Origin of the sequence: Siccibacter turicensis LMG 23730 (genome assembly GCF_000463155.2) — a bacterium.
GTDB classification, from domain to species: domain Bacteria; phylum Pseudomonadota; class Gammaproteobacteria; order Enterobacterales; family Enterobacteriaceae; genus Siccibacter; species Siccibacter turicensis.
On record NZ_AWFZ01000042.1, the window covers coordinates 285737 to 311095 of the forward strand.

A 25359-nucleotide genomic window follows, 5' to 3' on the forward strand; every position below is an offset into this window, starting at 1 on the left:
GATAGTACCAGGGTTCAGGGTTATTTCTGCGCGCGCCAGGCACCCACCGCGGGATCGCGCAGCTGCGGGTGCAGAGAATCAATCAGCAGCAGGGTAATGGTGATGTTCGGCTCAAGCCAGCCAGACCAGAACTTCCGCACCTCGTTGAGGCGCGCCTGCAAACGCGGTTCGTCCAGCGCCATCTCACGCGACACCTCGACGGCAATGGTGCCGGTGGTTTTCCAGCCGTTCAGCTGGGCGTCGTAGGGCAGGATCATCCAGCTCTGCGGGGCGTGCTCGTTGCTGACCACCATGCGTTCATTGTTGAGCGTGGTGATAAGCAGGGTATCGGCGTTGGCGTCGCGGTGCAGACCAATCACCGGGAAACCGTGCACAAAGGTCATCTCCATACGCTTTTCACCGTGCGCGCCACGCTGTACCACTTCACTGCGTCCGTTCAGCCAGCCGCCTTTTTCACACTTGCCGTTGGGAATGAACAGCGCTGAGGTGTTGGCGTCGCCCTGCCAGAAGGTGCGCAGGTGGCAGCCGTCCTTCAGGGTAAACTCCAGCCACGGGGTGCGGTCGGCGAGGGGAGAGAGGTCCTGCGCGCGCTCGCTGGCGTTGGCATTCAGCGCCGGGCCAGGGGCAATGGTGATCTGCCACTCGCTGGCTTTGGTGGCGGTGCCGTTCGCCAGCACGCTGCCCTGGGGATCGTCCAGCCGCCAGTTCACCAGCTGCAGTTTTGCGCACTGGCTCTCCAGCAGGGCGCCCAGGCGGGGCATAAAGGTGTTGAGGATCGAGGGATCTTTTTCGCCGTTAGCAACGATACGCAGCGGCAGGTCGGCATTGCACCAGCTTTGCGGAGTGTTATCGCTGATGTTGTCTATCCAGACATCCAGCTTCTGCGAGGGAGATTGCACGATGCGATAATTCCCTGCCCAGACGCTGGAGGATGCCAGGAGCAACGCCAGACCCGAAAGCCAGACTTTCATAAAAATCCTTCTTAGCCAGAATAAATGATGCGAAAACGCGGTATTACAGCCCTGAGCACCGCCGGGAATGACGCCGGAGCGCGGTGCGATAACTGCTTGTTTTACCGATTTTCACGCTTTATTTCCAGGGCTATTTCTTATGGACTTGCTCCATAATCTGTGCTGATGCCAGCGCAGCGCCCGGCAGGAAAGGCGCGAATGCGCCTTAGTCGATGATCCAGGTTCCGCTGTTGGCGTTCTGACAGGCTTTGCTGGCGCTGTCGATAGAGACGCAGGTGGATTTCTTCGCCGCACGTTTCGGACGCGGGCGATCGCTTTTCAGCGTCTGGGCGTAGAGCTCGCTTTTCACCAGCGCGCGCAGCGGCACATAGCCAATCAGCTGATCCTTATCCTGCTCCGCTACCGCCAGCCAGTTGTGTTCCACCTGGCCCAGCACGGTGTAGGTTCCGCCGCTCTCAAGCTGCGAGATTACCTTCCCGCCAAAATCCGGTTTACTCATGATGTAGCCCGGATAGAGCGCACGGTAGCTGGCATCGACCGGGGTAAATTCGGTCGGGGCGCTGACGGCGTAGCGGTGGGTCAGGGTCACGCCGTTTACCTCACTGGTGACCAGCGTATCATCGGTCATCTTCGGCGGCGGCGCCTTACACCCCACCACGCTGGCAACAATAAGGAGTGCTAATAGGTTACGCAATTTCATCGTGACTGTCCCTGAATAGATGGTGTAAACCCGGCTGCGGTGCGCGGAGAGACAGCGCAATAATAGCCACGTCGCGGGAGAAGCCCAGGCGGTGTTCGCGGGCGCGAGTAAGGGAGCATCCTGACCCGGTGAGCCAACACGTTATCGCATGAGTAAAGTAAGTTAGCCGTGATTTTACATAGCCTGATTGACAATTCAATGCCGTAATAACGCCCGCAGGCGATTAAATTCGGCGCACCGTGACGCCCGAAAATGCGGCGCCAGGGCCGCGGCGTTACCCTGACGGCGGAGGCGTGCCGTGAAGCCGGCGAACGCAGCGCGGCAGTCAATCTTAACGTCTTGTAATTGAAACGATATTTTAGACGCGGATCGGCAAGAGGGCCAGCGGTCAGCCAATAAAATATTTACGGCTGGGATAAGGAGGGCACGGGTCTTCAAATGAAACGCCGGGAATCGGCCCGGAGGTCATCCCGCTGCGGGCCCGTTAAACATTCATTATTTAAATATATAACTGCGCAAACGGGATAAGTTTCTTGCGCAACAGTTAAGCATGGCTTCTCAAATAACGGATACTGATACCCGGCAACCTCACCCTTGACGCGGCGGTGCCACAGATTCACGAATTATCAGCGTGCCGGCATAGGGCGGGCGAGGCGTTGCCGACCGATCCTCGGGCGAGAGCAGGATCTGCACCGCATCGCCAATCATCTCATCCATTGGAATGTGCATGGTGGTCAGGGCCGGAGTTGCATAGCGGCCAATGATCGAATCATCGAAACCGGCCAGCGACACCTCATCCGGCAGACGCAGCCCGGCTTCGCTGAAGGCTTTTGCGGCACCGATGGCCATATCGTCATTGGCGGCCAGCACGCAGGTAAACGGGATACCGGCAGCCAGCAGGGCGCGTCCGGCCTCGTAGCCGCTCTCGGTGGTCCAGCTTCCGGGCACCACCAGCGCCGCATCCGGCGTGATGCCCGCCCCGGCCTGGGCATCCAGATACCCGGCAAGACGACGTTCGCCGGTCGGCGAACCCGGCGCACCGGTAATAAACGCAATGCGCCGATGCCCCTGTTCAAGCAGGTAGCGGGTCATCTGCACGCTGCACGCATGGTGATCGACAAACACCGAGCGCGCGCGATGGCGCTTCAGCTCGCGGTTAATCGCCACCACCGGCACGCTGCTCTGGTCGATGATCGCGTCCAGCTCCTCAACGCTCAGGTACTTGGGGTAAATCATGATGGCGTCGCAGCGCAGCTGCATCAGGAAGGTAATTGCATCACGCTCGTGCTGGCTGCTGTTTTTGCCGTCGGCGAGGATCAGCTGCCGCTGGTGGGCTTCGCTGAGGGTGGCGGCCTGGTAGATCATGGCCGAAAAAAACGGACCGTTGTAGAGGCGGTTGGTGATGACCAGCCCCACGGAGTTGGATTCCCGGGTCGCCAGCTTGCGGGCCAGCAGGTTAGGGCGATACCCGGTTTCTTCGATGGCTTTATCAATGCGCGCCCTGACGTCGTCACTGACGAACACTTTCCCGTTGAGGGCCCGGGAAACCGTTGCTTTCGACACGCCAGCCCTTCTGGCGACATCCAGTATCGTAACCATAACATCCTCGGTGACAGTGACTCATCATGGCAGGCGGCGGGGCGCATGCATCAGGGTCTGATTATTCCTGCGGCCAGTATGCCGCAGGACATGATAATGCAGGCGGGGCGGATCGCAAATGTGCTGGCAGCGCCGCAGAGTCGGGCGCTGCCGGTCGCAGTATGCGTGAGGGATCAGGCGAGGCTCATCAGCGGCATCTGCTGACGAATCGCCCCGGAGGCCTGATGGGTGGTGAGCTGGAATTCGTCGCTGTTGACCACCAGTACCGGCGTGGTGAGATCGTACCCGGCCTGCTCAATAGCCGCCTGGTCGAACTCCAGCAGCGGCGTGCCGGCGCGCACCCAGTCACCCTCTTTGACCAGCGGGCGGAAGTGCTGCCCTTTGAGCGCAACGGTATTGAGGCCGACGTGGATCAGCAGCTCCGCACCGTTGGCGCACGACAGGCCGATGGCATGGTGGGAATCAATCATCGTCTCCACCCGCGCATCGCAGGGGGCCACGACCCGCCCTTCGGTGGGGCGAATGGCAATGCCGTCCCCCAGCACTTTTCCGGCAAAAGCCTCGTCGTTAACCCTATGCAGGGCAATCACGTCGCCACTCAGCGGGCTCAGCAGACTCAGGGCTGCACCGGCCGGGGCAGGCGTTGCGGTGGTATCGCCGCTGGTCGGGGCGGTGTCTGGCTCGGTCAGCGTCTCCTCGTTAACCGGATCCTCGAAGCCGATAAACTGCACCATCACAATGGTCAGGACGATGGCGGTGGCGCTGCCCACCAGCTCGCCAATAAACGACATCGGCGCGTCAGGACTGATGGCGTTAACCAGGGTAAACAGGCCGGGCAGGGCCGCGTAAGCATAGTAGAGCGACCCAAACAGGCTCGCGACCACGGCACCGATGGCACCCCCGATGCAGCCGCAGATAAACGGCTTCTTAAAGCGCAGCGTCACACCGTAGATTGCTGGCTCGGTGATGCCGAAGATGGCCGTGACCCCGGCGGAGAGCGAGGTGGTTTTCAGCTCGCGGTTGCGGGTTTTCAGGAACACGCCAAACACCGCCGCCATCTGCCCGATCACCGCAATGGTCTGGTAGGCCTGGAAGGAGTCGTACCCCTGGGTATCGAAGTTAGCCATGATGACCGGCGTGATCCCCCAGTGAACCCCGAAAATCACCACAATCTGCCAGATGCCGCCGATCAGCGCCGCCGCCAGCGGGGGAGCCGTCTCGAACAGCGTGTTGTAGCCCCCGGCAATGGTCAGCGCCACCCAGTTGGTCACCGGGCCGATAACGATAAGCGTCAGCGGAACGATGATCACGAAGCACACCAGAGGGGTGAACAGCGGGCTGATCACGTCCGGCAGCAAGCGCTCAACGCGCTTCTCCAGCCACGACAGCGCCCAGACCAGGAACAGCGGCGGCAGCACCGATGAGGTGTAGACGGTTTCCGAGAGCGGGAAGAACAGGAAGTTGATGCTTTCTCCGTTAGCGATGCGGCCCGCCATTGCCGTCCACTCGGGGTTGATCAGCGCACAGCAGCACAGCAGGGCGATAAAGGGGTTGCACTTGAAGTGGCGCGCCGCGGTGATGGCGATAAACGCCGGCAGGAAGGCAAATGGCGTCCAGGACATGAAGTTCAGGATGCTGTAGGCCCCGGAGGTTTTTACCCCCGCATCAATCAGGCCGACCACGATCAGGATCCCCTGCAGGATCCCCGCCGCGGCCAGGATATAGACGATAGGCGCGAACACCGCCGACATGGTGGCAATCACCGCATCGAACCAGCGGGTCTTCTGTTTGCCCGGCGTACCGGTGTGCTCATCGCCAAGCTGCGCGGCGAGGGCGGCGTGAACGTCGGCAACGTGGGTGCCAATCACCACCTGAAACTGGCCGCCGCTTTCCACCACGGCGATAACGCCCGGCAAACTCTGCACCGCGCTTTTGGCTCCGGCGGGCGTTTCGTTCAGCACCAGCCGCAGGCGAGTGGCGCAGCGCGTGAAGCTGGTAATATTCGCCTCGCCGCCGACCTCCCGCAGAATATCACTCGCTAACTTATTGTAATCCCTGATAACGGCCATGTTGTTTACCCTCTGGTTTTAGTTATCGGTTGTGTGACGTTGAGTGTGAAACCGGTTTCATGCTAGCAACGGATATATTCTGTGCAACCGGTTTCATGGCGGAGTGTGGGCTGAATCACAGATGAGCGATCCCGGGCGCGGGATCGACGGCGGTAAAACGGGCGGTCACATCGCGCCCGGTTACGCTTATTCCTGCGGGATAAACGCGGCGGCACGACGCACGGTCTCGATGAACAACGTCATGCTGTGAGAGAGATGGCGGTTGTGCGGGAAATAGAGATAGAGACCGCGGGAGGCGACGTGCCACGCGTCCAGCACGCTGACCAGCCGCCCCTGCGCCAGCGCTTCACGGGCATACATATCCGGCACATAAACGATCCCCATCCCGGCGCAGGCTGCTTCCACCATCAGCTGGCTGCTGTTGAGGGTCAGCGCCCCGGGAACATCCAGCGAAAAGGCTGCGTCATCCCGGGCGAACTCCCAGGCATAGCGCTTTCCACCCGGCAGACGCTGCCGGATGCAGCGGTGCTGGAGCAAATCCTGGGGAACGGTGAGCGGCGCGGACTCGGCCAGATAGGCCGGCGAGGCGAGAGTGAGAAACCGTATCGCGCCGCTGAGCCTGACGGCCACCATATCCTGCGGAATGTCTTCGTACAGCCGGATGCCCGCATCAAACCCCTGTTTAACCACGTCGCTCAGGGCATTATCGAGGGTCAGATCCAGGGCAATCCGCGGATACTGACGGGTAAAGTCCGGTATTACGTGGTGCATCAGCAGGCGAATAGCGGCATCGCTGCCGTTGATGCGCAGCGTGCCGCCGGGCGTCTGGCCCATGGCGGTCACGCTTTCCAGCGCATCGTCCATGTCCCGCACCAGCGGCACCAGGCGCTGGTAGAGATGCTGCCCCGCGTCGGTCAGGGACACGCTGCGGGTGGTGCGCTGGAACAGGCGGACCTGCAGCTGCGCTTCCAGCCCTTTTATCGCGTGGCTCAGCGTGGAGGGCTTCATGCCCAGCAGGTCGGCGGCGCGTCGGAAGCTGCGGTGCTCGGCAACGGTAATGAACATCAGGGTATCGTTCCAGGAGGGTCGTTTCATTAGTGATTTTTCGCCAGTAATACATCGCATTTGATGGGTATTATCTGAACAGTAATCCCGTGGCAGGCTGGGTATGTCAACAACCCACGGGAGAGCATAATGAAAAAATGGTTTATTACCGGCGCATCATCGGGCCTGGGGCGTGAGTTTTGCCAGCAGCTGTTGCAGCGTGGTGACAGCGTGGTGGCCACGCTGCGTAAAGCCGGGCCGCTGGACGATCTGCACCAGCGCTATGGCGACAGGCTGCAGGTGCTTTATATGGACGTCACCGACAGCGAGGCGGTAAGGGCGGCGGTAGCGCAGGCGTTTGCCGGCGAAGCGCGCATTGACGTGGTGGTGAGCAATGCCGGGTACGGCCTGTTCGGCGCGGCGGAAGAGCTGACGGACGCGCAGATTTCCCGTCAGCTGGCTACTAACCTTACCGGCTCCATCCAGCTGATCCGCGCCGTGCTGCCGTTTTTACGCCGTCAGGGTGGAGGGCGCATCGTGCAGATCTCCTCTGAAGGCGGGCAGATCGCTTATCCCAACTTCAGCCTCTATCACGCCTCAAAGTGGGGCATCGAGGGCTTTATCGAGGCGGTGGCGCAGGAGGTGTCGGCGTTCGGGATTGATTTTATGCTGGCCGAGCCGGGGCCGACCGGCACGCAGTTTGCCCACGGGCTGGATCAGGCACCACCGCTTGCGGCCTATCAGGCTACCGCCTCCGGGGAGATGCGGCGGGCGCTGGCCTCCGGGGCATTCACCATTAAAGGTGACGCCACCCGCACGGTAAGCACCGCCATCGCGTTCTGTGACATGGCGCATCCGCCGCTGCGGCTGCCGCTTGGCAGCACCGCCTGGCATCACATCCGGGACGCGCTGCACCAGCGGCTGGAGGCCCTGATACCACTTGAGCAAACCGCCGCTGGCGCCGATGCTGACGCAGAGTAAAAAAAATCCACGCCGCGGCGTGGATTTTTCGTTTACGGCTTACTGGCAGGCGACCAGATTCTTCATCTGCTCGGGGTTTGGCAGCCCGATAATCTGCTGTAGGGCGCGATCCTTATTCAGGTAATAGATTGCCGGGGTGCCGTTGGCGCCGAGCGCTTCCATCAGCTGCTGGTTGCGCTGGATCTGCGTAAAGACCGCGCGCGGGGTTTTATCGTTGAGCGCCGGTTTCACCTTGCCTTTTGAGGATTCCAGGTCGTGCCACACCTGACGCGGGTCGTCGGCGGCGAGGATGGCGGCGGCATACTGCCCGCTGTCCGGGCGAATCACGCCAACCAGCAGGGTGGTGGTGACGATCTTCTTCTCCTTAATGTACGGCTGCGCCTGCTCCCAGAATTTGTTGCAGTACGGGCAGAACGGATCGGCGAATACCACGACCTTACAGGCCGCATCGTCGCTGCCCTCTTTAATCCCCGGGGCGCTGACGAGCTGCTGCCACATCTGGCGGCCCGCCGGGAGATAGATCTCATCATTGATGATCTTCTCACTCAGGTTATTGCCCTGGGCGTCATACATATACCCTGAAATAACATGCTTTTTGTCCGGGGTAAGGTACATGGTAACGCCGGTATCCTGATATTTTCCCAGCCACCCCTGGCTGCCGTCCGGCGCGGTGAAGGGTTTTACAATCTCAACGCCCTGTTTTTCCATCTGCCTGATGGGGTCGGGGAGCGACGCGGTGTCAGCGTGCGCCGACAGGCTGATCAGCAGGGCGGCGGTCAGAAGCCTCTTTTTCATCATTTTTCCTTATCAATTTGTGAGGGGGAACGCGGCGCGGCGCGCTCCAGGGCAGTCAGCAAGTGGTCTTTATTCAGCAGCGGCGACATCACCGCGGGCGTGGACGATGCCGGGCCAAACACGGCGTTAAACGGGATGCCGCTGGCGCCGTAGCGGCTGAGAAAGCGTTCAATCTCCACCGAAGGCCGGCTCCAGTTACCCTGTAACAACACGATGTCCGGCTTCGTCAGGGCGTCGACCACCTCAGGCCGGTGAAGCACCAGCAGCTCGTTGACCCGGCAGTTCAGGCACCAGTCGGCGGTGACATCCACCAGCACTCGCTTATTCGCCTTCAGGGCATCATCAAGCGCGGACTGGCTCAGGGGTTGCCAGGCGAGCGGGGCGCTGGTGCGCCCGGCCGGGGCGGGGGCCAGAAACGCATAGAGTCCGGCACCAAAGACGACGGCGAACGCCAGATTACGCAGGTTCTCCCGATGGCGCGGCAGGCGTGCCGCACAGCGGTAAAGGAAAAACGCCACCATCGCGCCGCCGACGATCAGCACCGGCCGGGCGCCCCAGTCCGGCACCAGCAGCGACATCAGCCAGATGCTGGAGCCCAGCATCAGCGCCACCAGCCCGGCGCGCAGCCTGCCCATCCACGGCCCCGGCTTCGGCATCACTCGCGCCACGCCGGGGAACAGGCTCACCAGCAGCCACGGCAGGCTCATGCCCATTCCCAGTGCGATAAAGATAGCCCACAGCTCGGGCAGCGGAGCCGCCAGGGCCACGGCCACGGCGGTACCGAGAAACGGCGCGGTGCAGGGCGTGGCCAGCAGCGTGGCGAAGGCCCCCTCCAGAAAGCTGCCGCCCATCCCGGCGCCTCCGGCGGTCGCCAGCCGGGTGGTCAGGCCCGACGGCAGGCGCAGGGTTAACATGCCGGCGAGACTGAAGCAGAACAGCCAGGTCACGATGGCCATTCCGGCGAGGAACCACGGATGCTGGAACTGAATGCCCCAGCCAATCCAGGCCCCTGACAGCCGCAGGCCGCTCATCACCCCCGCCAGCACCATAAAGGAGAACAGCATCCCGGCGGCGGTAGCGAGAAAACGCAGCCGGGTCTGGCGACGGCTGCTACCGGCCAGCGTCATCAGCGAGGCAAGCTTCATCCCCATCACCGGGAGTACGCACGGCATCAGGTTGAGGATAAGCCCCCCAACCAGCGCGATGGCTACCGTCTGCCAGAAGGCGCGGGGAGAGCCAATCGCCACGCTGAGCTGCTGGCTGTTCACGCCGTCGAACGCCACCAACGAGAGCGGCGGCAATCCGGCGGCACGAACCGGCTCGCCGTGCGCATCCGCGGCGCTCAGGCGCGCCGTGAGTTGGTTACCTTCGACGTTGAGCCGCGGTTCCGAGAGCGTCACGCCGGGCGGATTGTCGAAAAACAGTCCAGCCTGCTGCCAGCCGTCCGGCGAGGTGGCGGTCAGGGTGAGGGTGCCGCCGTCGGCGACGGCATCGGTGACAGCGATCCTGCCGTTGGTGGACGGCACCAGGGCCATGGCCGTTGACCAGGCCTGGGCGAAGCCCGAGGTGGCCTGCTCACCGAGCGGCACATCAAGCGGGAGGGTGCTCACCACGCACAGGTTGCTGCAGGTGGAGAGCGTCAGCGTACCCTGCAGTCGGTCGGTGGCAGACGTGGTCACCACCAGCGGGAAGGTGACGCGATCGGTGTAGCCCACCGAGGTGAAACCGGCTGCGTCAAAGCGGGTGGGACGCGGCCAGTGCCACGTGGTGGCGGCGTTATCAGCCCAGGCAATGGTGGGCCGGAACCCGCCGTCGCCGGGGGTGCGCCAGTAGGTTTTCCAGCCTTTATCCAGCGTGACGTCGAGCAGCAGGCGCACCTTGCCGTCTGACGGGGCATCGCTGCGCACCGTGACCTGAGCATGGGCGTCAGCGGCGTGCGGTAGCCAGCCGGGCGCCGCCGCGCAGGCGGTGGACAGGCTCAACAACAGGAACCCAAGGCTCCTGAACAGCATTCTCATGTTTATTTCTCCGTAAATGATTAATCGATCGGGGTAAAGCCCGGGATATCATTCACGGAAGACGCAGTTGGTAAGGTGTATTCGCAGAAGTGGAGGACGGGGAACGGCGTCCGGGCGCTGAGGCACCGGGATAATCACCTGGGCGGCCAGCATCAGCACCAGCAGCGTGGGCAGCAGCAGAACGGTATCGAAGTGCAACGGCTGGGCGGCAAGCACCGAGTGGGCGCTCAGCTCGCACGGCGAGAGCGAAGGCGGCGCCAGCGTCTGCTCGCCGCCGGGGGCCGCAACCTGCGCCGTGTAGGCCGCCGCTCTGACCTGCATCTGATGCAGCACCGATGCGCGCTGGGTCAGACAGATAACCATCACGCAGCAGGCGATGACCAAAAGCAGGAGCGCTCTTAGCTGTCGTCGTTTCTGATGGGCGGTGCCGGCAAGGAGATTCATCGGCATGAGAATAGAGAGCGGCTCGCTATCGGGCAAGGCGTGATTTGTAAAGGAGTGCAAGCATAGCCATAGTGGTCGCCCCGGTTTAGTGGCATGATGCGCCAGCACGTACGCGATCAACCAGAGGCAGACAACAGAGATGGATGAGAAAGCAACGACGCGTAAATTTCTGAGCCTCCCGGCTGGCTATTACGGCATGGTGCTGGGGATTATCGGGATGGGGTTTGCCTGGCGCTATGCCAGCACCCTGTGGCCGGTCAGCCCACACATCGGCGAAGGGCTGGTGCTGCTGGCGATGACGATCTGGGCGCTGCTCAGCGTCGCGTTCATTACCCGCACGCTGCGTTTTCCACACACCGTACTGAGCGAGCTGCGTCACCCGGTGCAGAGCAGCTTTATCAGCCTGTTTCCGGCGACCACCCTGCTGGTGGCGATGGGGCTGGTGCCGTGGTATCGCCCGGCGGCGCTGGTGCTGTTTGGCACTGGCGTCACGGTGCAGCTTGGCTACGCGGCCTGGCAGTCGGCGGGCCTGTGGCGCGGAACGCACCCGGTGGAAGCCACGACGCCCGGCCTCTATCTTCCCACCGTCGCCAATAATTTTATCAGCGCCATGGCCTGCGGGGCGCTGGGCTTTCACGATGCCGGGTATCTGTTTCTGGGCGCCGGGATTTTTTCATGGCTGAGCCTGGAACCCGCTATTTTGCACCGCCTGCGCAGCGCGGGTGAGCTGGCGATGCCGCTGCGCACCTCGCTCGGCATCCAGCTCGCCCCGGCGCTGGTGGCCTGCAACGCCTGGCTGGCGGTCAACGGCGGCCAGGCAGACGTGTTCACCAAAATGCTGTTCGGCTACGGCCTGCTCCAGCTGCTGTTTATGCTGCGTCTGATGCCCTGGTATCTCGCCCAGCCCTTTAACGCCTCGTTCTGGAGCTTCTCGTTTGGCGTCTCGGCGCTGGCCAGCACCGGTTTACATCTCGGTCACGCCAGCCCGTCCGGCCTGTTTCAGGCGATCGCGGTACCGCTGTTCATCTTCACCAACCTGATTATCGCCTTCCTGCTGGTGCGCACGGCGATACTGCTGGTCCAAGGCAAACTGCTGGTGTGGGCCGCGCTGCCGGAGAAAGAGGAGTAACGGCGACGGCCTGAAAGAACGAGCCTGACGCGTCTGTTACTCGCTGTAGAGAAGCAAAAAAAAATCCACGCCGGAGCGTGGATTTTTGTTTTGTCAGCCGGGATAAGACGTTGTGGTATTCCGTGAGCCAGGCGAGTGCTTAGACGTTGAACAGGAAGTTCATCACGTCGCCATCTTTGACGATGTAGTCTTTGCCTTCTGCGCGCATCTTGCCCGCTTCTTTGGCACCCTGTTCGCCTTTGTAGGTGATGAAATCTTCATAGGCGATGGTTTGGGCGCGGATAAAGCCTTTTTCGAAGTCGGTATGGATCTTACCGGCCGCCTGCGGAGCGGTAGCGCCGACCGGGATGGTCCAGGCGCGTACTTCTTTCACGCCGGCGGTGAAGTAGGTTTGCAGGTTCAGCAGCTCGTAACCGGCGCGGATCACGCGGTTCAGACCTGGCTCTTCGAGGCCCAGCTCAGCCATAAACTCGTCGCGATCGGCATCGTCCAGCTCGGCGATGTCAGATTCTACGGCGGCGCACACGGCGACCACCACCGAACCCTCTTTGGCGGCAATTTCACGCACCTGATCCAGATACGGGTTGTTTTCGAAGCCGTCTTCGTTGACGTTAGCGATGTACATGGTCGGCTTCAGCGTCAGGAAGCTCAGGTAGCGGATAGCCGCTTTGTCTTCGTCAGTCAGCGGCAGGGCGCGCAGCATGCCGGCGTTTTCCAGGTGCGGCAGGCATTTTTCCAGCGCGGCCAGTTCAGCTTTCGCGTCTTTGTCGCCGCCTTTGGCTTTCTTCTGCACGCGATGAATCGCGCGCTCGCAGGTGTCGAGGTCGGAGAGCGCCAGCTCGGTATTGATAACGTCAATATCTTCAGCCGGATCGACTTTGTTGTTCACGTGGATGATGTTGTCGTTCTCAAAGCAGCGCACCACGTGGCCGATCGCTTCGGTCTCACGGATATTGGTCAGGAACTGGTTGCCCAGGCCTTCGCCTTTGGAGGCGCCTTTTACCAGGCCCGCGATATCCACGAACTCCATCGTGGTCGGCAGGATACGCTGCGGTTTTACGATTTCAGCCAGCTTATCCAGACGCGGGTCCGGCATCGGCACCACGCCGGTGTTCGGCTCAATGGTACAGAACGGGAAGTTCGCCGCTTCAATACCTGCTTTGGTGAGCGCGTTGAACAGGGTAGATTTACCCACGTTAGGTAAGCCAACGATACCGCATTTAAATCCCATGGTTTACATCACCTTAATAACTTGTTAATCAAAGAGTTAGGGTTAACTCATCGATATAAATAACGACTTTGCCCGCTATTATACACGCAACTTCGCCCGGACGGGGGGAAATCCCGGCCCGGCAGGGGAAAAGTCGCTTACTGTGCCTTAAAGGCGTGCAGGCGGTTAGTGGCTTTGGTGAGCCCGTCAGCCAGCCAGACTTCCGTGCAGCGCGCCGCCTCGTCTACCGCGTCATCAATAAGCGTCTGCTCTGAGGTCGGCGGTTTACCCAGCACAAAGCCCACGACTTTGTTTTTATCGCCCGGATGACCAATCCCGATGCGCAGGCGGTGAAAGTTCGGGTTATTGCCGAGCTTGCTGATGATATCTTTCAGGCCATTGTGGCCGCCGTGCCCGCCGCCGAGTTTGAACTTCGCCACGCCCGGTGGCAGGTCGAGCTCGTCATGGGCGACCAGAATCTCATCCGGCGCGATGCGGTAGAACGTGGCCATGGCCGCCACGGCTTTGCCGCTCAGGTTCATAAAGGTGGTTGGCACCAGCAGGCGCACGTCGTTGCCCGCCAGCGTCAGGCGCGAGGTGTAGCCAAAAAATTTCGACTCCTCTTTGAGCGGCGCGCGGTGGCGCTCCGCCAGCAGGTCCACGTACCAGGCGCCGGCGTTGTGGCGGGTGGCTGCGTATTCGGCACCCGGGTTGGCAAGGCCAACAATCAGCTTAATCGTCATTACTCTCTTCCTGAACCACGCATTTTGCCGCGTAGTGTACTTTGCGGCTGGCAGGATGACAAAGCGCGCGACACTTTTGGCCGGATAAACCAATAATTGCTGCCATGAATCATTCGAATATCATGTAATTCATCAACTTATTTGTAAACTTTTGTCCGTTGGCGGTGAATAAATGTGATCGATCCCGCATCGGGTATCCATACGCATTGCCTATACTTTACCCATCACGAATGGGGATATTCTCCATCATACGAAAGATCCGGAGGTAACAGATGAAACGCAAAAACGCTTCGTTGCTCGGTAACTTTCTCATGGGGTTAGGGCTGGTGGTAATGGTAGTGGGTGTTGGGTACTCCATCCTGAACCAGCTGCCGCAGCTCGATCTGCCACAGTATTTCGCACATGGCGCGGTGCTTAGCATCTTCGTCGGGGCCGTTTTGTGGCTGGCCGGCGCGCGCGTCGGCGGACATGAACAGGTCTGCGATCGCTACTGGTGGGTACGCCACTATGACAAACGCTGCCGCCGCAACCAGCATCACAGCTAGCCTCAGATTCTGCCCGATACAACGGCTCCCGACAGGGGGCCGTTTTTTTTAGTAAGATGCTTGACCCTGACGTAACGTCAGGCTTCAGAGTGGCGGGCAGCAGAAGAGGAGAGACCGATGTTACTTCAGACCGGGGAGCTGGCCAGGCACGCAGGCGTGACGGTGCGGACCCTGCATCACTACGAAAAAATCGGTTTGCTCCTGCCTTCTGCGCGCAGCGATGCGGGCTATCGGTTATACAGCCAGCGCGATGTTCAGCGCCTGTATGCCATTCAGGCGCTCACGCGCATGGGATTAAGCCTGGCGGAGGTGCGCGAGATGCTGGAGAGCGGCATGCTCTCCCTGGGGCAGGTCATCGACAGACAGATGACCATGCTGCGCGAGCAGATTGACCAGGCGCAACGGCTTCATGCGCGCCTGGCAACGCTGCGAAGCGGACTGCAAACCGGGGATGAGCCCGATCTCCAGACGTGGCTCACGACACTTGAGATGATGACAATGTTTGATAAATGGTTTTCCCCCGATGAACTGACCCAACTGCCGTTTGCCCGTCAGGATCCGCTCCGCCAGCAGGCGTGGCGCGATCTTGTCGCAGAGGCAACGGATCTGCTGGCCCGCGACGTGGCCCCGGAGGCGCCGGAAGCCCAGGCGCTGGCGACGTGCTGGATGGAAACGCTGGAGCGCGATACCGCCGGCGATCCGGCGTTTCTCACCCGGCTCAATGCCATGCACCATGCGGAACCGGAGATGCAGCGCCAGACCGGCATCACGCCCGCGATCCTCGATTTCATTACCCGGGCCTTTGCCGAAAGCAAGCTGGCAATCTACCAGCGCTATCTTACGCCGGAGGAGTTTGCCTGGACGCGCGCGCACTATTTCGATCGCATGATGGAGTGGCCGCCGCTGGTGGCGAGGCTTAACGAGGCGGTACGCAGCGAGGCATCGCCGCAGGGGGAAGAGGGGCAAGCCATCGCGGCGGCGTGGCTCACGCTGTTCAGCTCCTTTGCGGGAACCGATCCGCGTACACAGATGAAGTTTCGTCAGGCGATGGCCGAGGAGCCTCATCTGAGCAAAGGCACCTGGATGACGGCGCCGATGCTGGCCTGGCTGCAGCAGGCCATCGGTACGCTGATGCAGGCGAACGGGCCTGCATCGCGTTAACCGTTACGCCGCAAGGGCGTGGGATAAATCAGGATAAAACGTCAGGCGGCCTGGAATCGGCTGAATACCGGCCCGGGCCAGGGTGCGCAGCGGCTGGAACTCCACGTTGCAGATGCGCAATTCGCACCCGGCCGGCAGCTTCTCAATCACGCGGGTAAAGGCATCCAGCCCGCCCGCGTCAAGCACCGGCACCGCATCCCACTGCAGGATAATTACCCGCTTCTGCTGGGCCATCTCCAGCAGCTCACTGAAGATGCGATCCGCCGCGGCGAAAAACAGCGGCCCGGTAACGCGCAGCGCGGCAACGTCAGGTTCTACGCTAACCGGCAGCGCCACCAGGGTGGTCATCCGCGCGATGCGCCGCATAAACAGCAGCGAGGCCAGCACGATCCCGACGCTGATGGCGACCACCATGTCGAACAGCACCGTCAGGGACATGCAGAGCAGCATCACGATGATGTCGTCCTTCGGCGCGCGACGCAGCAGCGCCACCACTTTATGCGCCTCGCTCATGTTCCAGGCCACCACCAGCAGCAGCGCTGCCATGGCCGAGAGCGGCAGCCACGAGAGCAGCGGCGCCAGCGCCAGCAGTGCCAGCAGCACCAGCAGGGCGTGGATCAGGGCTGATACCGGCGAGGTGGCCCCGGCGCGCACGTTGGCGGCCGAGCGGGCAATGGCGGCCGTAGCGGTAATGCCGCCGAAGAACGGCGCCACCATATTCCCGATCCCCTGGCCCAGCAGTTCGCTGTTCGCGTTATGGCGCGTGCCGGTCATGCCGTCGAGCACAACGGCGCACAGCAGGGACTCAATCGCGCCGAGCATCGCCATGGAAAAGGCCGCCGGCAGCAGGGCGGTCAGGCTATCCCAGCTCAGGGTGAAGGCCGGGCCGGAGAGGTGCCAGGGCAGGGCAAACTGCGGCAGCAGCTGCGGAATACCGTTCCCCTGGCTGCCGTCAGCCAGAAGGTAGTGAAAACGCGAACCGATGGTGGCGACTTCGCTGCCGGTGAGCATCACCAGCGCCATCACGCCGCATCCGGCCAGCAGCGCGGGAAGGTGTCCCGGCAGGCGAATGCCCAGACGCGGCCAGAGGATCAGCACCGCCAGCGTCACGATGCCGACCAGCGCATCGCCCATGTGGGCTGTGGGCAGCGCGCCGACCAGCGCCGCCACTTTCGGCAGGTAGTGCTCCGGCACCTGGGCCAGCTCCAGCCCGAAGAAATCCTTAATCTGCATGGTGGCGATGGTAATACCGATCCCGGAGGTAAAGCCCAGCGTCACCGGCAGCGGAATGTACTCGATAAGCCGCCCGAAGCGGGCCAGACCGAACAGCACCAGAAATACCCCGGACATCAGGGTCGCAACCAGCAGACCCGCCAGACCAAACTGCTGGGACACCGGGTAGAGAATGACCACGAACGCGGCGGTCGGGCCGGAGACGCTGTAGCGCGAGCCGCCGCTTAATGCGATAACGATGCCCGCTACCGCGGCGGTGTAGAGGCCGTACTGGGGCGGTACGCCGCTGGCAATCGCCAGCGCCATTGCCAGGGGGATCGCAATAATGCCGACCGTGATACCGGCGACCGCGTCGCGGCTCAGGCGGGAAAGGGTATATTTTTCACGCCAGCAGGCGTCAATCAGGGCGCGAAAGGGCAGTGTCTGAGAGAAAGTTGAACGTTTCACTATAAATCATCCGTGAGCGCATCATCTGTTTCATCTGGTACAGATGAAGGTAACATAGATCATACAAAAGCAACGGATCATAAAAAAACCCGCCGGAGCGGGTCTTTAAGCGCAGTCCGATTAATGTTCGAACATGGCTGAGATAGATTCTTCGTTGCTGATACGGCGGATTGCTTCGGCCAGCATGCCTGACAGGGTCAGGGTGCGGACGTTCGGCAGCGCCTTGATTTCCGCCGCCAGCGGAATGGTGTCGCAGACCACCACTTCGTCGATAACGGAATTACGCAGGTTGGTCACCGCATTGCCGGAGAAGATCGGGTGCGTCGCGTAGGCAAATACACGTTTCGCGCCGCGTTCTTTCAGCGCCTCTGCGGCTTTGCACAGGGTGCCGCCGGTATCGATCATGTCGTCAACCAGCACGCAGTCGCGGCCTGCCACGTCACCGATAATGTGCATCACCTGAGAAACGTTCGCACGCGGGCGACGTTTGTCGATGATAGCCATGTCGGTATCGTTAAGCAGCTTGGCGATCGCACGGGCGCGAACCACGCCGCCGATATCCGGGGAGACGACAATCGGGTTGTCGAGGTTCTGTTGAAGCATATCTTCCAGCAGGATCGGGCTGCCGAAGACGTTATCAACCGGTACATCGAAGAAGCCCTGAATCTGCTCAGCGTGCAGGTCCACGGTCAGTACGCGGTCAACGCCGACGCTGGACAGGAAGTCAGCGACAACTTTCGCGGTGATTGGCACACGAGCGGAGCGCACGCGGCGGTCCTGACGGGCATAGCCGAAGTAGGGGATAACAGCGGTGATACGGCCTGCGGAAGCGCGACGCAGCGCATCAACCATCACAACCAGTTCCATTAAGTTGTCGTTAGTGGGAGCACAGGTTGACTGGATGATGAAAATATCACCACCGCGTACATTTTCATTGATTTGTACGCTGACTTCACCGTCGCTAAAACGGCCGACAGCAGCGTCGCCAAGTGAAGTGTACAGGCGGTTGGCAATACGTTGTGCTAGTTCCGGGGTGGCGTTACCAGCAAAAAGCTTCATATCAGGCACGAGAAGAACCTCAGGCATGCGTCCAGTTGTGGACAAAGGTTACCGTAAAATGCGCGAGCGGGGTAACGCTTCATCCAGGCGGTGTAATAAAGAGCGCGATGCAACGTCTGAAACAGGGTGACGTTGTCACCGGAGCTCAGCGTGCCCGGAAATGGCATGTTGTAGTGGAGAAATATTCATTCCGCGCGCTACAAAACCCTGTAACCACTCCGGGGCTTGCTCAAGCACCCGACGGGCGGCGGATTCGGTGTCAAATTCAGCAAACACACAAGCTCCTGTGCCGGTCAGGCGCGACGGCGCGTATTCTAACAGCCAGGAAAGCGCGGCATCAACCTCACGAAAACGTTTTCTTGCGATAACCTCACAATCGTTGCCAAATTCACAATTTAATAACGTTTCGATTGACCTGACCGGGGTAGCGCGCGGCAGGTCCGGGTCGTTAAAAATAAGCGGGGTGGGAATGCTCACGCCGGGATGCGCCACCAGATACCACTTCTCCGGCGGATCCACCGGCGTCAGAAGCTCGCCAACGCCCTCGGCAAACGCCCCGTGGCCGCGCACAAATACCGGCACGTCGGCACCCAGCCGCAGCCCAAACGTGGCCAGCTCGTTGGTGGTGAAGCCGCACTGCCACAGCTGGTTAAGCGCTACCAGCACCGTAGCGGCATTGGATGAACCGCCGCCAAGACCACCGCCCATCGGCAGACGCTTCTCGACGCCGATATCGGCTCCCCAGCTGGCGGTTGTCAGACCACGCACGCGGCCTTCGGACAGCAGCAGGCGGGCGGCACGGATAATCAGATTGTCCTCCTGCGCCACGCCGTCCACCGGGGTTACCAGCCGCAGCTCGCCATCGCTGCGTGGGGTAATGGCGATCTCGTCGCCGTAATCAAGAAACTGAAACAGCGTCTGCAGGTTGTGGTACCCGTCCGCGCGCCGCCCGGTGATATAGAGAAACAGGTTCAGTTTTGCCGGAGAGGGCCAGCGACTCATCATTTCACGTTCCAGCTGTCCATTTTCAGCTTGATGCGCAAGTTATCCTGACGCAGTTCCATATTGGACGGCAGGGCCGGACGCATCTCGGTGTTGTAGTCGCTGTAGACCACCTTCCAGTCTTTGCCGTTCTGGCTGTAGTTCACTTCGCTCAGACGATAGTTGCTGTCGAGCTTATAGTCGGTGGCATCGCCGGGCAGGCCCAGCATCCACTGGCGCAGGCTGTTGATCGGGATCGGCATGCCGGTCAGTTTGCCAATCATCTCTTCGGCATCGATCGCGGTGTAACGTTGACCTTTATTGTCCACCAGTTGAACGTGGCCCGGTGCGGCATCCAGCTGCAGTTCGGTGCTGCCAAGCGGGTTGGTCAGCAGCAGGCGGTAGCGCTCCGGGGAGGTCTGCTGCCAGAAGAAGCGGGCGTAGACTTTTTGCTTATCGGAGAGGAAGGCGAACGCGCCGCGGGTGTCGTACTGGGAAATACGCGCCACTTCAGCCTGGTGCTGACGCCACTGCGGGCTGTCCGGGCTGGTGCCTGGGCCTTTCGGGGCGGTGGTGGTACAGGCGGTCAGCACAAGCGTTGCCAGCGGCAACAGGCGTAGCAGTCGAATATCAGCGATGGTCATAATGACGGCAAATCCTTGAAAAACGTTGCGGTTGTAACCTTTCATGCTAGCGCCCGCCTGGTCGGGCGTCTATGTTCTCGTTGTCCTAAATCATAAAATTAACTATTACTCCAAAAGGGGTGATTCCCTTTTCTTGATTCCTGGCATCCTGTATGATGCCCCGGTCTAACCATATCAACGCTGGTACTATTCCCGCTCACATGACCCTTTTAGCGCTCGGCATCAACCACAAAACGGCTCCTGTCTCGCTGCGAGAACGCGTTACGTTTTCGCCGGACACGCTCGACCAGGCGCTGGAAAGCCTGCAGGCGCTGCCGATGGTGCAGGGCGGGGTGGTGCTGTCGACCTGCAACCGTACCGAGCTTTATCTCAGCGTTGAAGAGCAGGACAACCTCCATGACCGCCTGGTGCGCTGGCTGTGCGATTTCCACAATCTCGATGAAGAAGATGTGCGCAACAGCCTCTACTGGCACCACGACAATGACGCTGTCAGTCACCTGATGCGCGTCGCCAGCGGTCTGGATTCACTGGTGCTGGGCGAGCCGCAGATTCTGGGCCAGGTCAAAAAAGCCTATGCCGATTCGCAGCGCGGCCATGCCGGGGCCAGCGAGCTGGAACGCATGTTCCAGAAGTCCTTCTCCGTCGCCAAGCGCGTGCGTACCGAAACCGACATCGGGGCCAGTGCGGTCTCGGTGGCGTTTGCTGCCTGCACCCTGGCGCGCCAGATCTTCGAATCCCTCTCTACCGTGACCGTGATGCTGGTCGGCGCCGGTGAAACCATCGAGCTTGCCGCCCGCCATCTGCGCGAGCACAACGTCAAGAAAATGATTATCGCCAACCGCACCCGCGAGCGCGCTCAGCGTCTGGCGGATGAAGTGGGGGCCGATGTGATCGGCCTGGCGGAGATTGACGAGCGTCTGAAAGACGCGGATATCATTATCAGTTCCACCGCCAGCCCGCTGCCGATCATTGGTAAAGGGATGGTGGAGCGCGCCCTGAAAGCGCGCCGTAACCAGCCCATGCTGCTGGTGGACATCGCCGTGCCGCGCGATGTTGAGCCCGAGGTCGGCAAGCTGACCAGCGCTTATCTCTACAGCGTGGACGATCTGCAGGCCATCATTTCCCATAACCTCGCCCAGCGTAAAGCCGCTGCCATTCAGGCAGAGAGCATTGTTGCGCAGGAAGCGAGCGAGTTTATGGCCTGGGTTCGCGCCCAGAGCGCCAGCGACACCATCCGCGAATACCGCGGCCAGGCGAGTATGGTGCAGGAAGAATTAACGGCCAAAGCGCTGGCGGCCCTGCAACAGGGCGGCGATGCGGAATCTATTATGCAGGATCTGGCGCGCAAACTGACCAACCGCCTGATCCATGCTCCAACCAAAGCTCTTCAGCAGGCCGCTCGCGACGGCGATGACGAACGCCTGCACATTCTGCGCAACAGCCTCGGGCTGGATTAGCACGTTCCCACTTTCATACTAATAACAAGGGTGATTTACCGCCTATGAAGCCTTCTATCGTTGCCAAACTGGAAGCCTTGCAGGAACGCCATGAAGAAGTTCAGGCTCTGCTGGGCGATGCCGCCACCATTGCCGATCAGGACCGTTTCCGTGCGCTCTCGCGTGAATACGCGCAGCTAAGCGACGTCTCGGCCTGCTTCCTGCAGTGGCGTCAGAACCAGGAAGACATCGACACCGCGCAGATGCTGCTCGACGATCCGGAGATGCGCGACATGGCGCAGGAAGAACTGCGCGACGCGAAAGAGAAAAGCGAAGCCCTGGAGCAGCAGCTGCAGGTGCTGCTTCTGCCTAAGGATCCGGACGACGAGCGTAACGCCTTTATTGAAGTGCGCGCCGGTACCGGCGGTGACGAAGCGGCGCTGTTTGCCGGCGATCTGTTCCGCATGTACAGCCGCTATGCCGAATCGCGCCGCTGGCGCGTTGAGATCATGAGCGCCAACGAGGGCGAGCACGGCGGGTATAAAGAAGTGATCGCCAAAATCAGCGGCGAAGGCGTGTATGGTCGTCTGAAGTTTGAATCCGGCGGGCACCGCGTGCAGCGCGTGCCGGCCACCGAATCACAGGGCCGTATCCACACCTCTGCCTGTACCGTTGCGCTGATGCCGGAGCTGCCGGAAGCGGAGCTACCGGACATCAACCCGGCGGATCTGCGGATCGATACCTTCCGCTCCTCGGGTGCGGGTGGTCAGCACGTTAACACCACCGACTCCGCAATCCGTATTACCCACCTGCCGACCGGCATCGTGGTGGAGTGTCAGGACGAGCGTTCCCAGCATAAAAACAAAGCCAAAGCGCTGGCGGTGCTGGGCGCACGCATTCGCGCCGCGGAAGTTGCCAAGCGCCAGCAGGAAGAGGCCTCCACCCGTCGAAACCTGCTCGGCAGCGGCGATCGCAGCGATCGCAACCGCACCTACAACTTCCCGCAGGGCCGCGTCACCGATCACCGCATCAACCTGACGCTCTACCGTCTGGATGAGGTGATGGAAGGCAAGCTGGATATGCTGATTGAGCCGATTGTGCAGGAACATCAGGCAGACCTGCTGGCCGCGCTGTCCGATCAGGAATAATGGACTACCAGGGCTGGCTTACCTCGGCGGTTGCCGCGCTGCAAGGCGGCGACAGCCCGAAGCGCGATGCGGAAATCCTGCTGGGCTTTGTTACCGGCGCCTCGCGCACCTTTATTCTCGCTTTCGGGGAAACCGAACTCGAGCCCGACCAACTGACGCAGCTCGATGCTCTGCTGGCCCGCCGCGTAGCCGGCGAGCCGGTGGCGCACCTGACCGGTATGCGTGAGTTCTGGTCGCTGCCGCTGTGCGTTTCTCCCGCCACGCTTATCCCACGTCCTGATACCGAATGCCTGGTTGAACAGGCGCTGGCGCGTCTGCCCGCCGGGCCGTGCCGCATCCTGGATGCCGGCACCGGCACCGGGGCGATTGCCCTTGCGCTGGCATCCGAGCGCCCGGATTGCAGCGTCACCGGCGTGGACCGCGTACCGGAGGCGGTGGCACTGGCGCAGCGGAATGCGCAGAATTTGCACATCTCCAACGTCGAGTTTCTGCAAAGTGACTGGTTTCACGCACTTTTTTCCCGTCGTTTTGATATGATCGTCAGCAATCCGCCCTATATCGATGCGCAGGATCCCCATCTGCAGCAGGGCGATGTACGCTTTGAGCCGCTCAGCGCCCTGGTCGCTGACCAGCACGGCCTTGGGGATCTGGCGCGTCTGGTCGATGAGGCGCGGGCGTATCTGCTTCCCGGCGGCTGGCTGCTGCTGGAGCACGGGTGGCAGCAGGGCGATGCGGTACGGCAGCTGCTGCAGCGTGCCGGGTATACGCAGGTGCTCACCTGCCGCGACTACGGCGGCAACGAGCGGCTTAGCGTCGGGCAGTGGCCCGACAACAAGGAGTCTGTGTCATGACGACATTTTTAACCGTGAAATATCTGCATATCGCCACGGTGGCGATTTCCGTCAGTCTGTTTGTGCTGCGCTACTGGTGGCAGTACCGTGCTTCGCCGCTGCGCCTGCAGCGCTGGGTGCGCATTGTGCCGCACGTCAACGACACGCTGCTGCTGCTGACCGGCATCGTGCTGATGATCTGGACGCGCTACTATCCGTTCACCGCACATGGCGCATGGCTGACGGAGAAGCTATTTGGCGTTATCATCTACATCGTTTTAGGTTTTATTGCGCTTGGCAAAGGCAAACGCCGCCAGCAAACGCGCTGGTTCGCTTTCCTGTTGGCGCTGGTGATGGTTTACATCATCCTTAAACTCGCCATCACGCAAATACCGTTACTGGGGTAAGTAATGAAGTCGTTAGCTGATTTCGAATTCAATCAAGCACCGCTCTGCGAGGGCATGATCCTGATTTCACAGCTTGTCAGGGAAGATTTTCCGTCTCACGAGGTCTTCGACGAGCTTGAGAAGCTGGTGAAGCTCGCGCGGGAAGAGATCTGTGAAGGTCAGCATCAGGACCTGCAGCTCGAAAAACTGCTGTCGCTGTTTTACGGTGCCTGGGGCTTCAAAGACGCCCGCGGCGTCTACCGTTTATCCGATGCGCTGTGGCTCGATCAGGTGCTGAAGAACCGCCAGGGCAGCGCGGTGTCGCTGGGCGCCATTTTGCTGTGGATTGCCGGGCGGCTGGATATTCCGCTGATGCCGGTGATTTTCCCCACCCAGATGATCCTGCGTGCCGACTGGATGGACGGGGATATGTGGCTTATCAACCCGTTCAACGGCGATACGCTGGATGAGCATACGCTGGAAGTGTGGCTGCGCGGCAACATCAACCCGGTTGCCCAGCTGTATGACGAAGATTTAGACGAGGCCGAAAACGCCGAGGTGATCCGCAAAATGCTCGATACCCTCAAGTCGGCCTTGATGGAAGAGCGGCAGATGGAGCTGGCCCTGCGCGCCAGTGAAGCGCTGCTGCAGTTTAACCCCGAAGATCCCTATGAAATCCGCGACCGCGGGCTGATTTACGCCCAGCTGGAGTGCGAGCATGTGGCGATCAACGATCTGAACTACTTTATTGAGCAGTGCCCGGAAGACCCGATCAGCGAGATGATTCGGGCGCAGATCAACACCATTGCGAACAAATCCGTGACGCTCCACTAATTACCGATTACATCTGATAAGGCGATTTTTTATGACACAGAAAGTGGTTAGCATTGGCGATATCAAGGTAGCAAACGACCTGCCGTTCGTTCTGTTTGGCGGCATGAACGTGCTGGAGTCCCGCGATCTTGCGATGCGCATCTGCGAGCATTATGTCACCGTGACCCAGAAGCTGGGCATCCCCTACGTCTTCAAAGCCTCGTTTGATAAGGCTAACCGTTCCTCTATCCACTCCTATCGCGGCCCAGGCCTCGAAGAGGGGATGAAGATTTTCCAGGAGCTGAAGCAGACGTTCGGCGTGAAAATCATCACCGACGTGCACACCGCCGAGCAGGCTCAGCCGGTTGCCGATGTGGTTGACGTGATTCAGCTCCCGGCCTTCCTGGCGCGTCAGACCGACCTGGTGGAAGCGATGGCGAAAACCGGCGCGGTTATCAACGTGAAGAAACCGCAGTTCGTAAGCCCGGGCCAGATGGGCAACATCGTGGACAAGTTCAAAGAGGGCGGTAACGAGAAAGTGATCCTCTGCGATCGCGGCAGTAACTTCGGCTACGACAACCTGGTGGTCGACATGCTCGGCTTTGGCGTAATGAAGAAAGTCTCCGGTAACTCACCGGTGATCTTTGACGTGACCCACGCCCTGCAGTGCCGCGACCCGTTTGGCGCCGCCTCCAGCGGCCGTCGCGCTCAGGTTACCGAGCTGGCGCGCGCCGGCATGGCCACCGGCCTGGCTGGCCTGTTTATCGAAGCGCATCCGGATCCGGAACACGCTCTGTGCGATGGCCCGTCCGCGCTGCCGCTGGCGAAGCTTGAGCCGTTCCTGAAGCAGATCAAAGCCATCGACGACCTGGTGAAAAACTTCGACGAGTTAGACACCTCTCACTGATTGACCCTCGTACAGCAAAAACCCCGCCGCGGCGGGGTTTTTTTATGGCTGAAAACGGCCAGGGCG

24 protein-coding genes are annotated in these 25359 nt (G+C 60.8%); 10 read left to right on the forward strand and 14 right to left on the reverse strand.

The window, feature by feature from the left end:
* Positions 1-20: 20 nt before the first annotated feature.
* From DW58_RS13370 to DW58_RS13390, 5 genes are all read right to left on the reverse strand, one after another.
* The gene (locus tag DW58_RS13370) at positions 21-971 is read right to left on the reverse strand and encodes a hypothetical protein (protein ID WP_024548979.1); all 951 of its coding nucleotides are present in this window, start codon (positions 969-971) and stop codon (positions 21-23) included.
* Between the two features lie 205 nt (positions 972-1176).
* Entirely contained in the window at positions 1177-1671 is a 495-nt protein-coding gene (locus DW58_RS13375) for an SH3 domain-containing protein (RefSeq protein ID WP_024548978.1), read from the reverse strand.
* 588 nt (positions 1672-2259) lie between these two features.
* The gene (locus tag DW58_RS13380) at positions 2260-3270 is read right to left on the reverse strand and encodes a LacI family DNA-binding transcriptional regulator (protein WP_024548977.1); all 1011 of its coding nucleotides are present in this window, start codon (positions 3268-3270) and stop codon (positions 2260-2262) included.
* Positions 3271-3443: 173 nt separating this feature from the next.
* Positions 3444-5339: a beta-glucoside-specific PTS transporter subunit IIABC gene (locus DW58_RS13385; protein ID WP_029593025.1), complete on the reverse strand. Its 1896-nt coding sequence runs from the start codon at positions 5337-5339 to the stop codon at positions 3444-3446.
* 186 nt (positions 5340-5525) lie between these two features.
* Positions 5526-6434: a LysR family transcriptional regulator gene (locus DW58_RS13390; protein ID WP_024562584.1), complete on the reverse strand. Its 909-nt coding sequence runs from the start codon at positions 6432-6434 to the stop codon at positions 5526-5528.
* A gap of 99 nt (positions 6435-6533) precedes the next feature.
* Between DW58_RS13390 and DW58_RS13395 the strand changes: the two genes are divergently transcribed.
* Positions 6534-7364 carry an SDR family oxidoreductase gene (locus tag DW58_RS13395; RefSeq protein WP_196811675.1) on the forward strand — a complete coding sequence of 277 codons (831 nt, stop codon included), beginning with the start codon at positions 6534-6536 and terminating at the stop codon, positions 7362-7364.
* Positions 7365-7403: 39 nt separating this feature from the next.
* Here the strand turns inward: DW58_RS13395 and dsbG are convergent, their stop codons facing one another.
* The 3 genes from dsbG to DW58_RS13410 are packed head-to-tail and all read right to left on the reverse strand — an operon-like array spanning position 7404 to position 10540.
* Positions 7404-8159 (reverse strand): thiol:disulfide interchange protein DsbG, encoded by a 756-nt coding sequence (gene dsbG, locus DW58_RS13400; RefSeq protein WP_024549790.1) that lies wholly within the window; start codon positions 8157-8159, stop codon positions 7404-7406.
* The gene (locus DW58_RS13405; RefSeq protein WP_024549791.1) at positions 8159-10177 is read right to left on the reverse strand and encodes a protein-disulfide reductase DsbD family protein; all 2019 of its coding nucleotides are present in this window, start codon (positions 10175-10177) and stop codon (positions 8159-8161) included. The genes dsbG and DW58_RS13405 overlap by 1 nt, the downstream gene beginning before the upstream one ends.
* A 48-nt stretch (positions 10178-10225) precedes the next feature.
* Positions 10226-10540 carry a hypothetical protein gene (locus tag DW58_RS13410; RefSeq protein WP_029696645.1) on the reverse strand — a complete coding sequence of 105 codons (315 nt, stop codon included), beginning with the start codon at positions 10538-10540 and terminating at the stop codon, positions 10226-10228.
* A 220-nt stretch (positions 10541-10760) separates the two neighbouring features.
* On the opposite strand from DW58_RS13410, the gene tehA reads away from it, so the two are divergent.
* A complete protein-coding gene (gene tehA / locus DW58_RS13415) occupies positions 10761-11750 on the forward strand; it encodes a dicarboxylate transporter/tellurite-resistance protein TehA (protein WP_024549793.1) in 990 nt (329 codons plus the stop codon).
* Between the two features lie 139 nt (positions 11751-11889).
* Here the strand turns inward: tehA and ychF are convergent, their stop codons facing one another.
* Together ychF and pth are read right to left on the reverse strand one after the other, a co-directional pair.
* On the reverse strand, positions 11890-12981 hold the full coding sequence (gene ychF, locus DW58_RS13420; RefSeq protein ID WP_024549794.1) for a redox-regulated ATPase YchF: 1092 nt from the start codon (positions 12979-12981) through the stop codon (positions 11890-11892).
* A 137-nt stretch (positions 12982-13118) separates the two neighbouring features.
* Positions 13119-13703 (reverse strand): aminoacyl-tRNA hydrolase, encoded by a 585-nt coding sequence (gene pth, locus DW58_RS13425; RefSeq protein ID WP_024549795.1) that lies wholly within the window; start codon positions 13701-13703, stop codon positions 13119-13121.
* 272 nt (positions 13704-13975) lie between these two features.
* On the opposite strand from pth, the gene ychH reads away from it, so the two are divergent.
* Together ychH and DW58_RS13435 are read left to right on the forward strand one after the other, a co-directional pair.
* The gene (ychH, locus tag DW58_RS13430) at positions 13976-14248 is read left to right on the forward strand and encodes a stress-induced protein YchH (protein WP_024549796.1); all 273 of its coding nucleotides are present in this window, start codon (positions 13976-13978) and stop codon (positions 14246-14248) included.
* 117 nt (positions 14249-14365) lie between these two features.
* Positions 14366-15409: a MerR family transcriptional regulator gene (locus DW58_RS13435; protein ID WP_024549797.1), complete on the forward strand. Its 1044-nt coding sequence runs from the start codon at positions 14366-14368 to the stop codon at positions 15407-15409.
* Between the two features lie 3 nt (positions 15410-15412).
* Here DW58_RS13435 and dauA read toward each other — a convergent pair whose 3' ends face one another.
* The 4 genes from dauA to lolB form a co-directional block, all read right to left on the reverse strand.
* A complete protein-coding gene (dauA, locus tag DW58_RS13440; protein WP_024549798.1) occupies positions 15413-17089 on the reverse strand; it encodes a C4-dicarboxylic acid transporter DauA in 1677 nt (558 codons plus the stop codon).
* 120 nt (positions 17090-17209) lie between these two features.
* A complete protein-coding gene (gene prs, locus DW58_RS13445) occupies positions 17210-18157 on the reverse strand; it encodes a ribose-phosphate diphosphokinase (RefSeq protein WP_024549799.1) in 948 nt (315 codons plus the stop codon).
* Between the two features lie 126 nt (positions 18158-18283).
* Positions 18284-19153 carry a 4-(cytidine 5'-diphospho)-2-C-methyl-D-erythritol kinase gene (gene ispE / locus DW58_RS13450; RefSeq protein ID WP_024549800.1) on the reverse strand — a complete coding sequence of 290 codons (870 nt, stop codon included), beginning with the start codon at positions 19151-19153 and terminating at the stop codon, positions 18284-18286.
* Positions 19150-19773: a lipoprotein insertase outer membrane protein LolB gene (gene lolB / locus DW58_RS13455; RefSeq protein ID WP_024549801.1), complete on the reverse strand. Its 624-nt coding sequence runs from the start codon at positions 19771-19773 to the stop codon at positions 19150-19152. The genes ispE and lolB overlap by 4 nt, the downstream gene beginning before the upstream one ends.
* 200 nt (positions 19774-19973) lie before the next feature.
* Between lolB and hemA the strand changes: the two genes are divergently transcribed.
* Genes hemA through kdsA form a run of 6 tightly spaced genes read left to right on the forward strand, consistent with a single transcriptional unit; the run spans position 19974 to position 25293 of the window.
* On the forward strand, positions 19974-21230 hold the full coding sequence (gene hemA / locus DW58_RS13460) for a glutamyl-tRNA reductase (RefSeq protein WP_024549802.1): 1257 nt from the start codon (positions 19974-19976) through the stop codon (positions 21228-21230).
* A gap of 44 nt (positions 21231-21274) precedes the next feature.
* Positions 21275-22357: a peptide chain release factor 1 gene (gene prfA, locus DW58_RS13465; protein ID WP_024549803.1), complete on the forward strand. Its 1083-nt coding sequence runs from the start codon at positions 21275-21277 to the stop codon at positions 22355-22357.
* Positions 22357-23208 carry a peptide chain release factor N(5)-glutamine methyltransferase gene (prmC, locus tag DW58_RS13470; protein ID WP_024549804.1) on the forward strand — a complete coding sequence of 284 codons (852 nt, stop codon included), beginning with the start codon at positions 22357-22359 and terminating at the stop codon, positions 23206-23208. The genes prfA and prmC overlap by 1 nt, the downstream gene beginning before the upstream one ends.
* On the forward strand, positions 23205-23594 hold the full coding sequence (locus DW58_RS13475; protein ID WP_024549805.1) for a SirB2 family protein: 390 nt from the start codon (positions 23205-23207) through the stop codon (positions 23592-23594). Before prmC ends, DW58_RS13475 begins: the two co-directional genes overlap by 4 nt.
* A 3-nt stretch (positions 23595-23597) precedes the next feature.
* Positions 23598-24407, forward strand: a complete 810-nt coding sequence (gene sirB1 / locus DW58_RS13480) for an invasion regulator SirB1 (protein WP_024549806.1) — start codon at positions 23598-23600, stop codon at positions 24405-24407.
* A gap of 31 nt (positions 24408-24438) precedes the next feature.
* Positions 24439-25293, forward strand: coding sequence for a 3-deoxy-8-phosphooctulonate synthase (gene kdsA / locus DW58_RS13485; protein WP_024549807.1), 855 nt, complete (start codon positions 24439-24441; stop codon positions 25291-25293).
* The last annotated feature ends 66 nt before the right edge of the window (positions 25294-25359 follow it).

What these genes read in the sequence shown, in the direction of transcription:
- DW58_RS13370 (WP_024548979.1), bottom strand. Translation starts at nt 971, where the DNA reads ATGAAAGTCTGGCTTTCGGGTCTGGCGTTGCTCCTGGCATCCTCCAGC.
- DW58_RS13375 (WP_024548978.1), bottom strand. Translation starts at nt 1,671, where the DNA reads ATGAAATTGCGTAACCTATTAGCACTCCTTATTGTTGCCAGCGTGGTG.
- DW58_RS13380 (WP_024548977.1), bottom strand. Translation starts at nt 3,270, where the DNA reads ATGGTTACGATACTGGATGTCGCCAGAAGGGCTGGCGTGTCGAAAGCA.
- DW58_RS13385 (WP_029593025.1), bottom strand. Translation starts at nt 5,339, where the DNA reads ATGGCCGTTATCAGGGATTACAATAAGTTAGCGAGTGATATTCTGCGG.
- DW58_RS13390 (WP_024562584.1), bottom strand. Translation starts at nt 6,434, where the DNA reads ATGAAACGACCCTCCTGGAACGATACCCTGATGTTCATTACCGTTGCC.
- DW58_RS13395 (WP_196811675.1), top strand. Translation starts at nt 6,534, where the DNA reads ATGAAAAAATGGTTTATTACCGGCGCATCATCGGGCCTGGGGCGTGAG.
- dsbG (WP_024549790.1), bottom strand. Translation starts at nt 8,159, where the DNA reads ATGAAAAAGAGGCTTCTGACCGCCGCCCTGCTGATCAGCCTGTCGGCG.
- DW58_RS13405 (WP_024549791.1), bottom strand. Translation starts at nt 10,177, where the DNA reads ATGAGAATGCTGTTCAGGAGCCTTGGGTTCCTGTTGTTGAGCCTGTCC.
- DW58_RS13410 (WP_029696645.1), bottom strand. Translation starts at nt 10,540, where the DNA reads ATGGTTATCTGTCTGACCCAGCGCGCATCGGTGCTGCATCAGATGCAG.
- tehA (WP_024549793.1), top strand. Translation starts at nt 10,761, where the DNA reads ATGGATGAGAAAGCAACGACGCGTAAATTTCTGAGCCTCCCGGCTGGC.
- ychF (WP_024549794.1), bottom strand. Translation starts at nt 12,981, where the DNA reads ATGGGATTTAAATGCGGTATCGTTGGCTTACCTAACGTGGGTAAATCT.
- pth (WP_024549795.1), bottom strand. Translation starts at nt 13,703, where the DNA reads ATGACGATTAAGCTGATTGTTGGCCTTGCCAACCCGGGTGCCGAATAC.
- ychH (WP_024549796.1), top strand. Translation starts at nt 13,976, where the DNA reads ATGAAACGCAAAAACGCTTCGTTGCTCGGTAACTTTCTCATGGGGTTA.
- DW58_RS13435 (WP_024549797.1), top strand. Translation starts at nt 14,366, where the DNA reads ATGTTACTTCAGACCGGGGAGCTGGCCAGGCACGCAGGCGTGACGGTG.
- ispE (WP_024549800.1), bottom strand. Translation starts at nt 19,153, where the DNA reads ATGATGAGTCGCTGGCCCTCTCCGGCAAAACTGAACCTGTTTCTCTAT.
- lolB (WP_024549801.1), bottom strand. Translation starts at nt 19,773, where the DNA reads ATGACCATCGCTGATATTCGACTGCTACGCCTGTTGCCGCTGGCAACG.
- hemA (WP_024549802.1), top strand. Translation starts at nt 19,974, where the DNA reads ATGACCCTTTTAGCGCTCGGCATCAACCACAAAACGGCTCCTGTCTCG.
- prfA (WP_024549803.1), top strand. Translation starts at nt 21,275, where the DNA reads ATGAAGCCTTCTATCGTTGCCAAACTGGAAGCCTTGCAGGAACGCCAT.
- prmC (WP_024549804.1), top strand. Translation starts at nt 22,357, where the DNA reads ATGGACTACCAGGGCTGGCTTACCTCGGCGGTTGCCGCGCTGCAAGGC.
- DW58_RS13475 (WP_024549805.1), top strand. Translation starts at nt 23,205, where the DNA reads ATGACGACATTTTTAACCGTGAAATATCTGCATATCGCCACGGTGGCG.
- sirB1 (WP_024549806.1), top strand. Translation starts at nt 23,598, where the DNA reads ATGAAGTCGTTAGCTGATTTCGAATTCAATCAAGCACCGCTCTGCGAG.
- kdsA (WP_024549807.1), top strand. Translation starts at nt 24,439, where the DNA reads ATGACACAGAAAGTGGTTAGCATTGGCGATATCAAGGTAGCAAACGAC.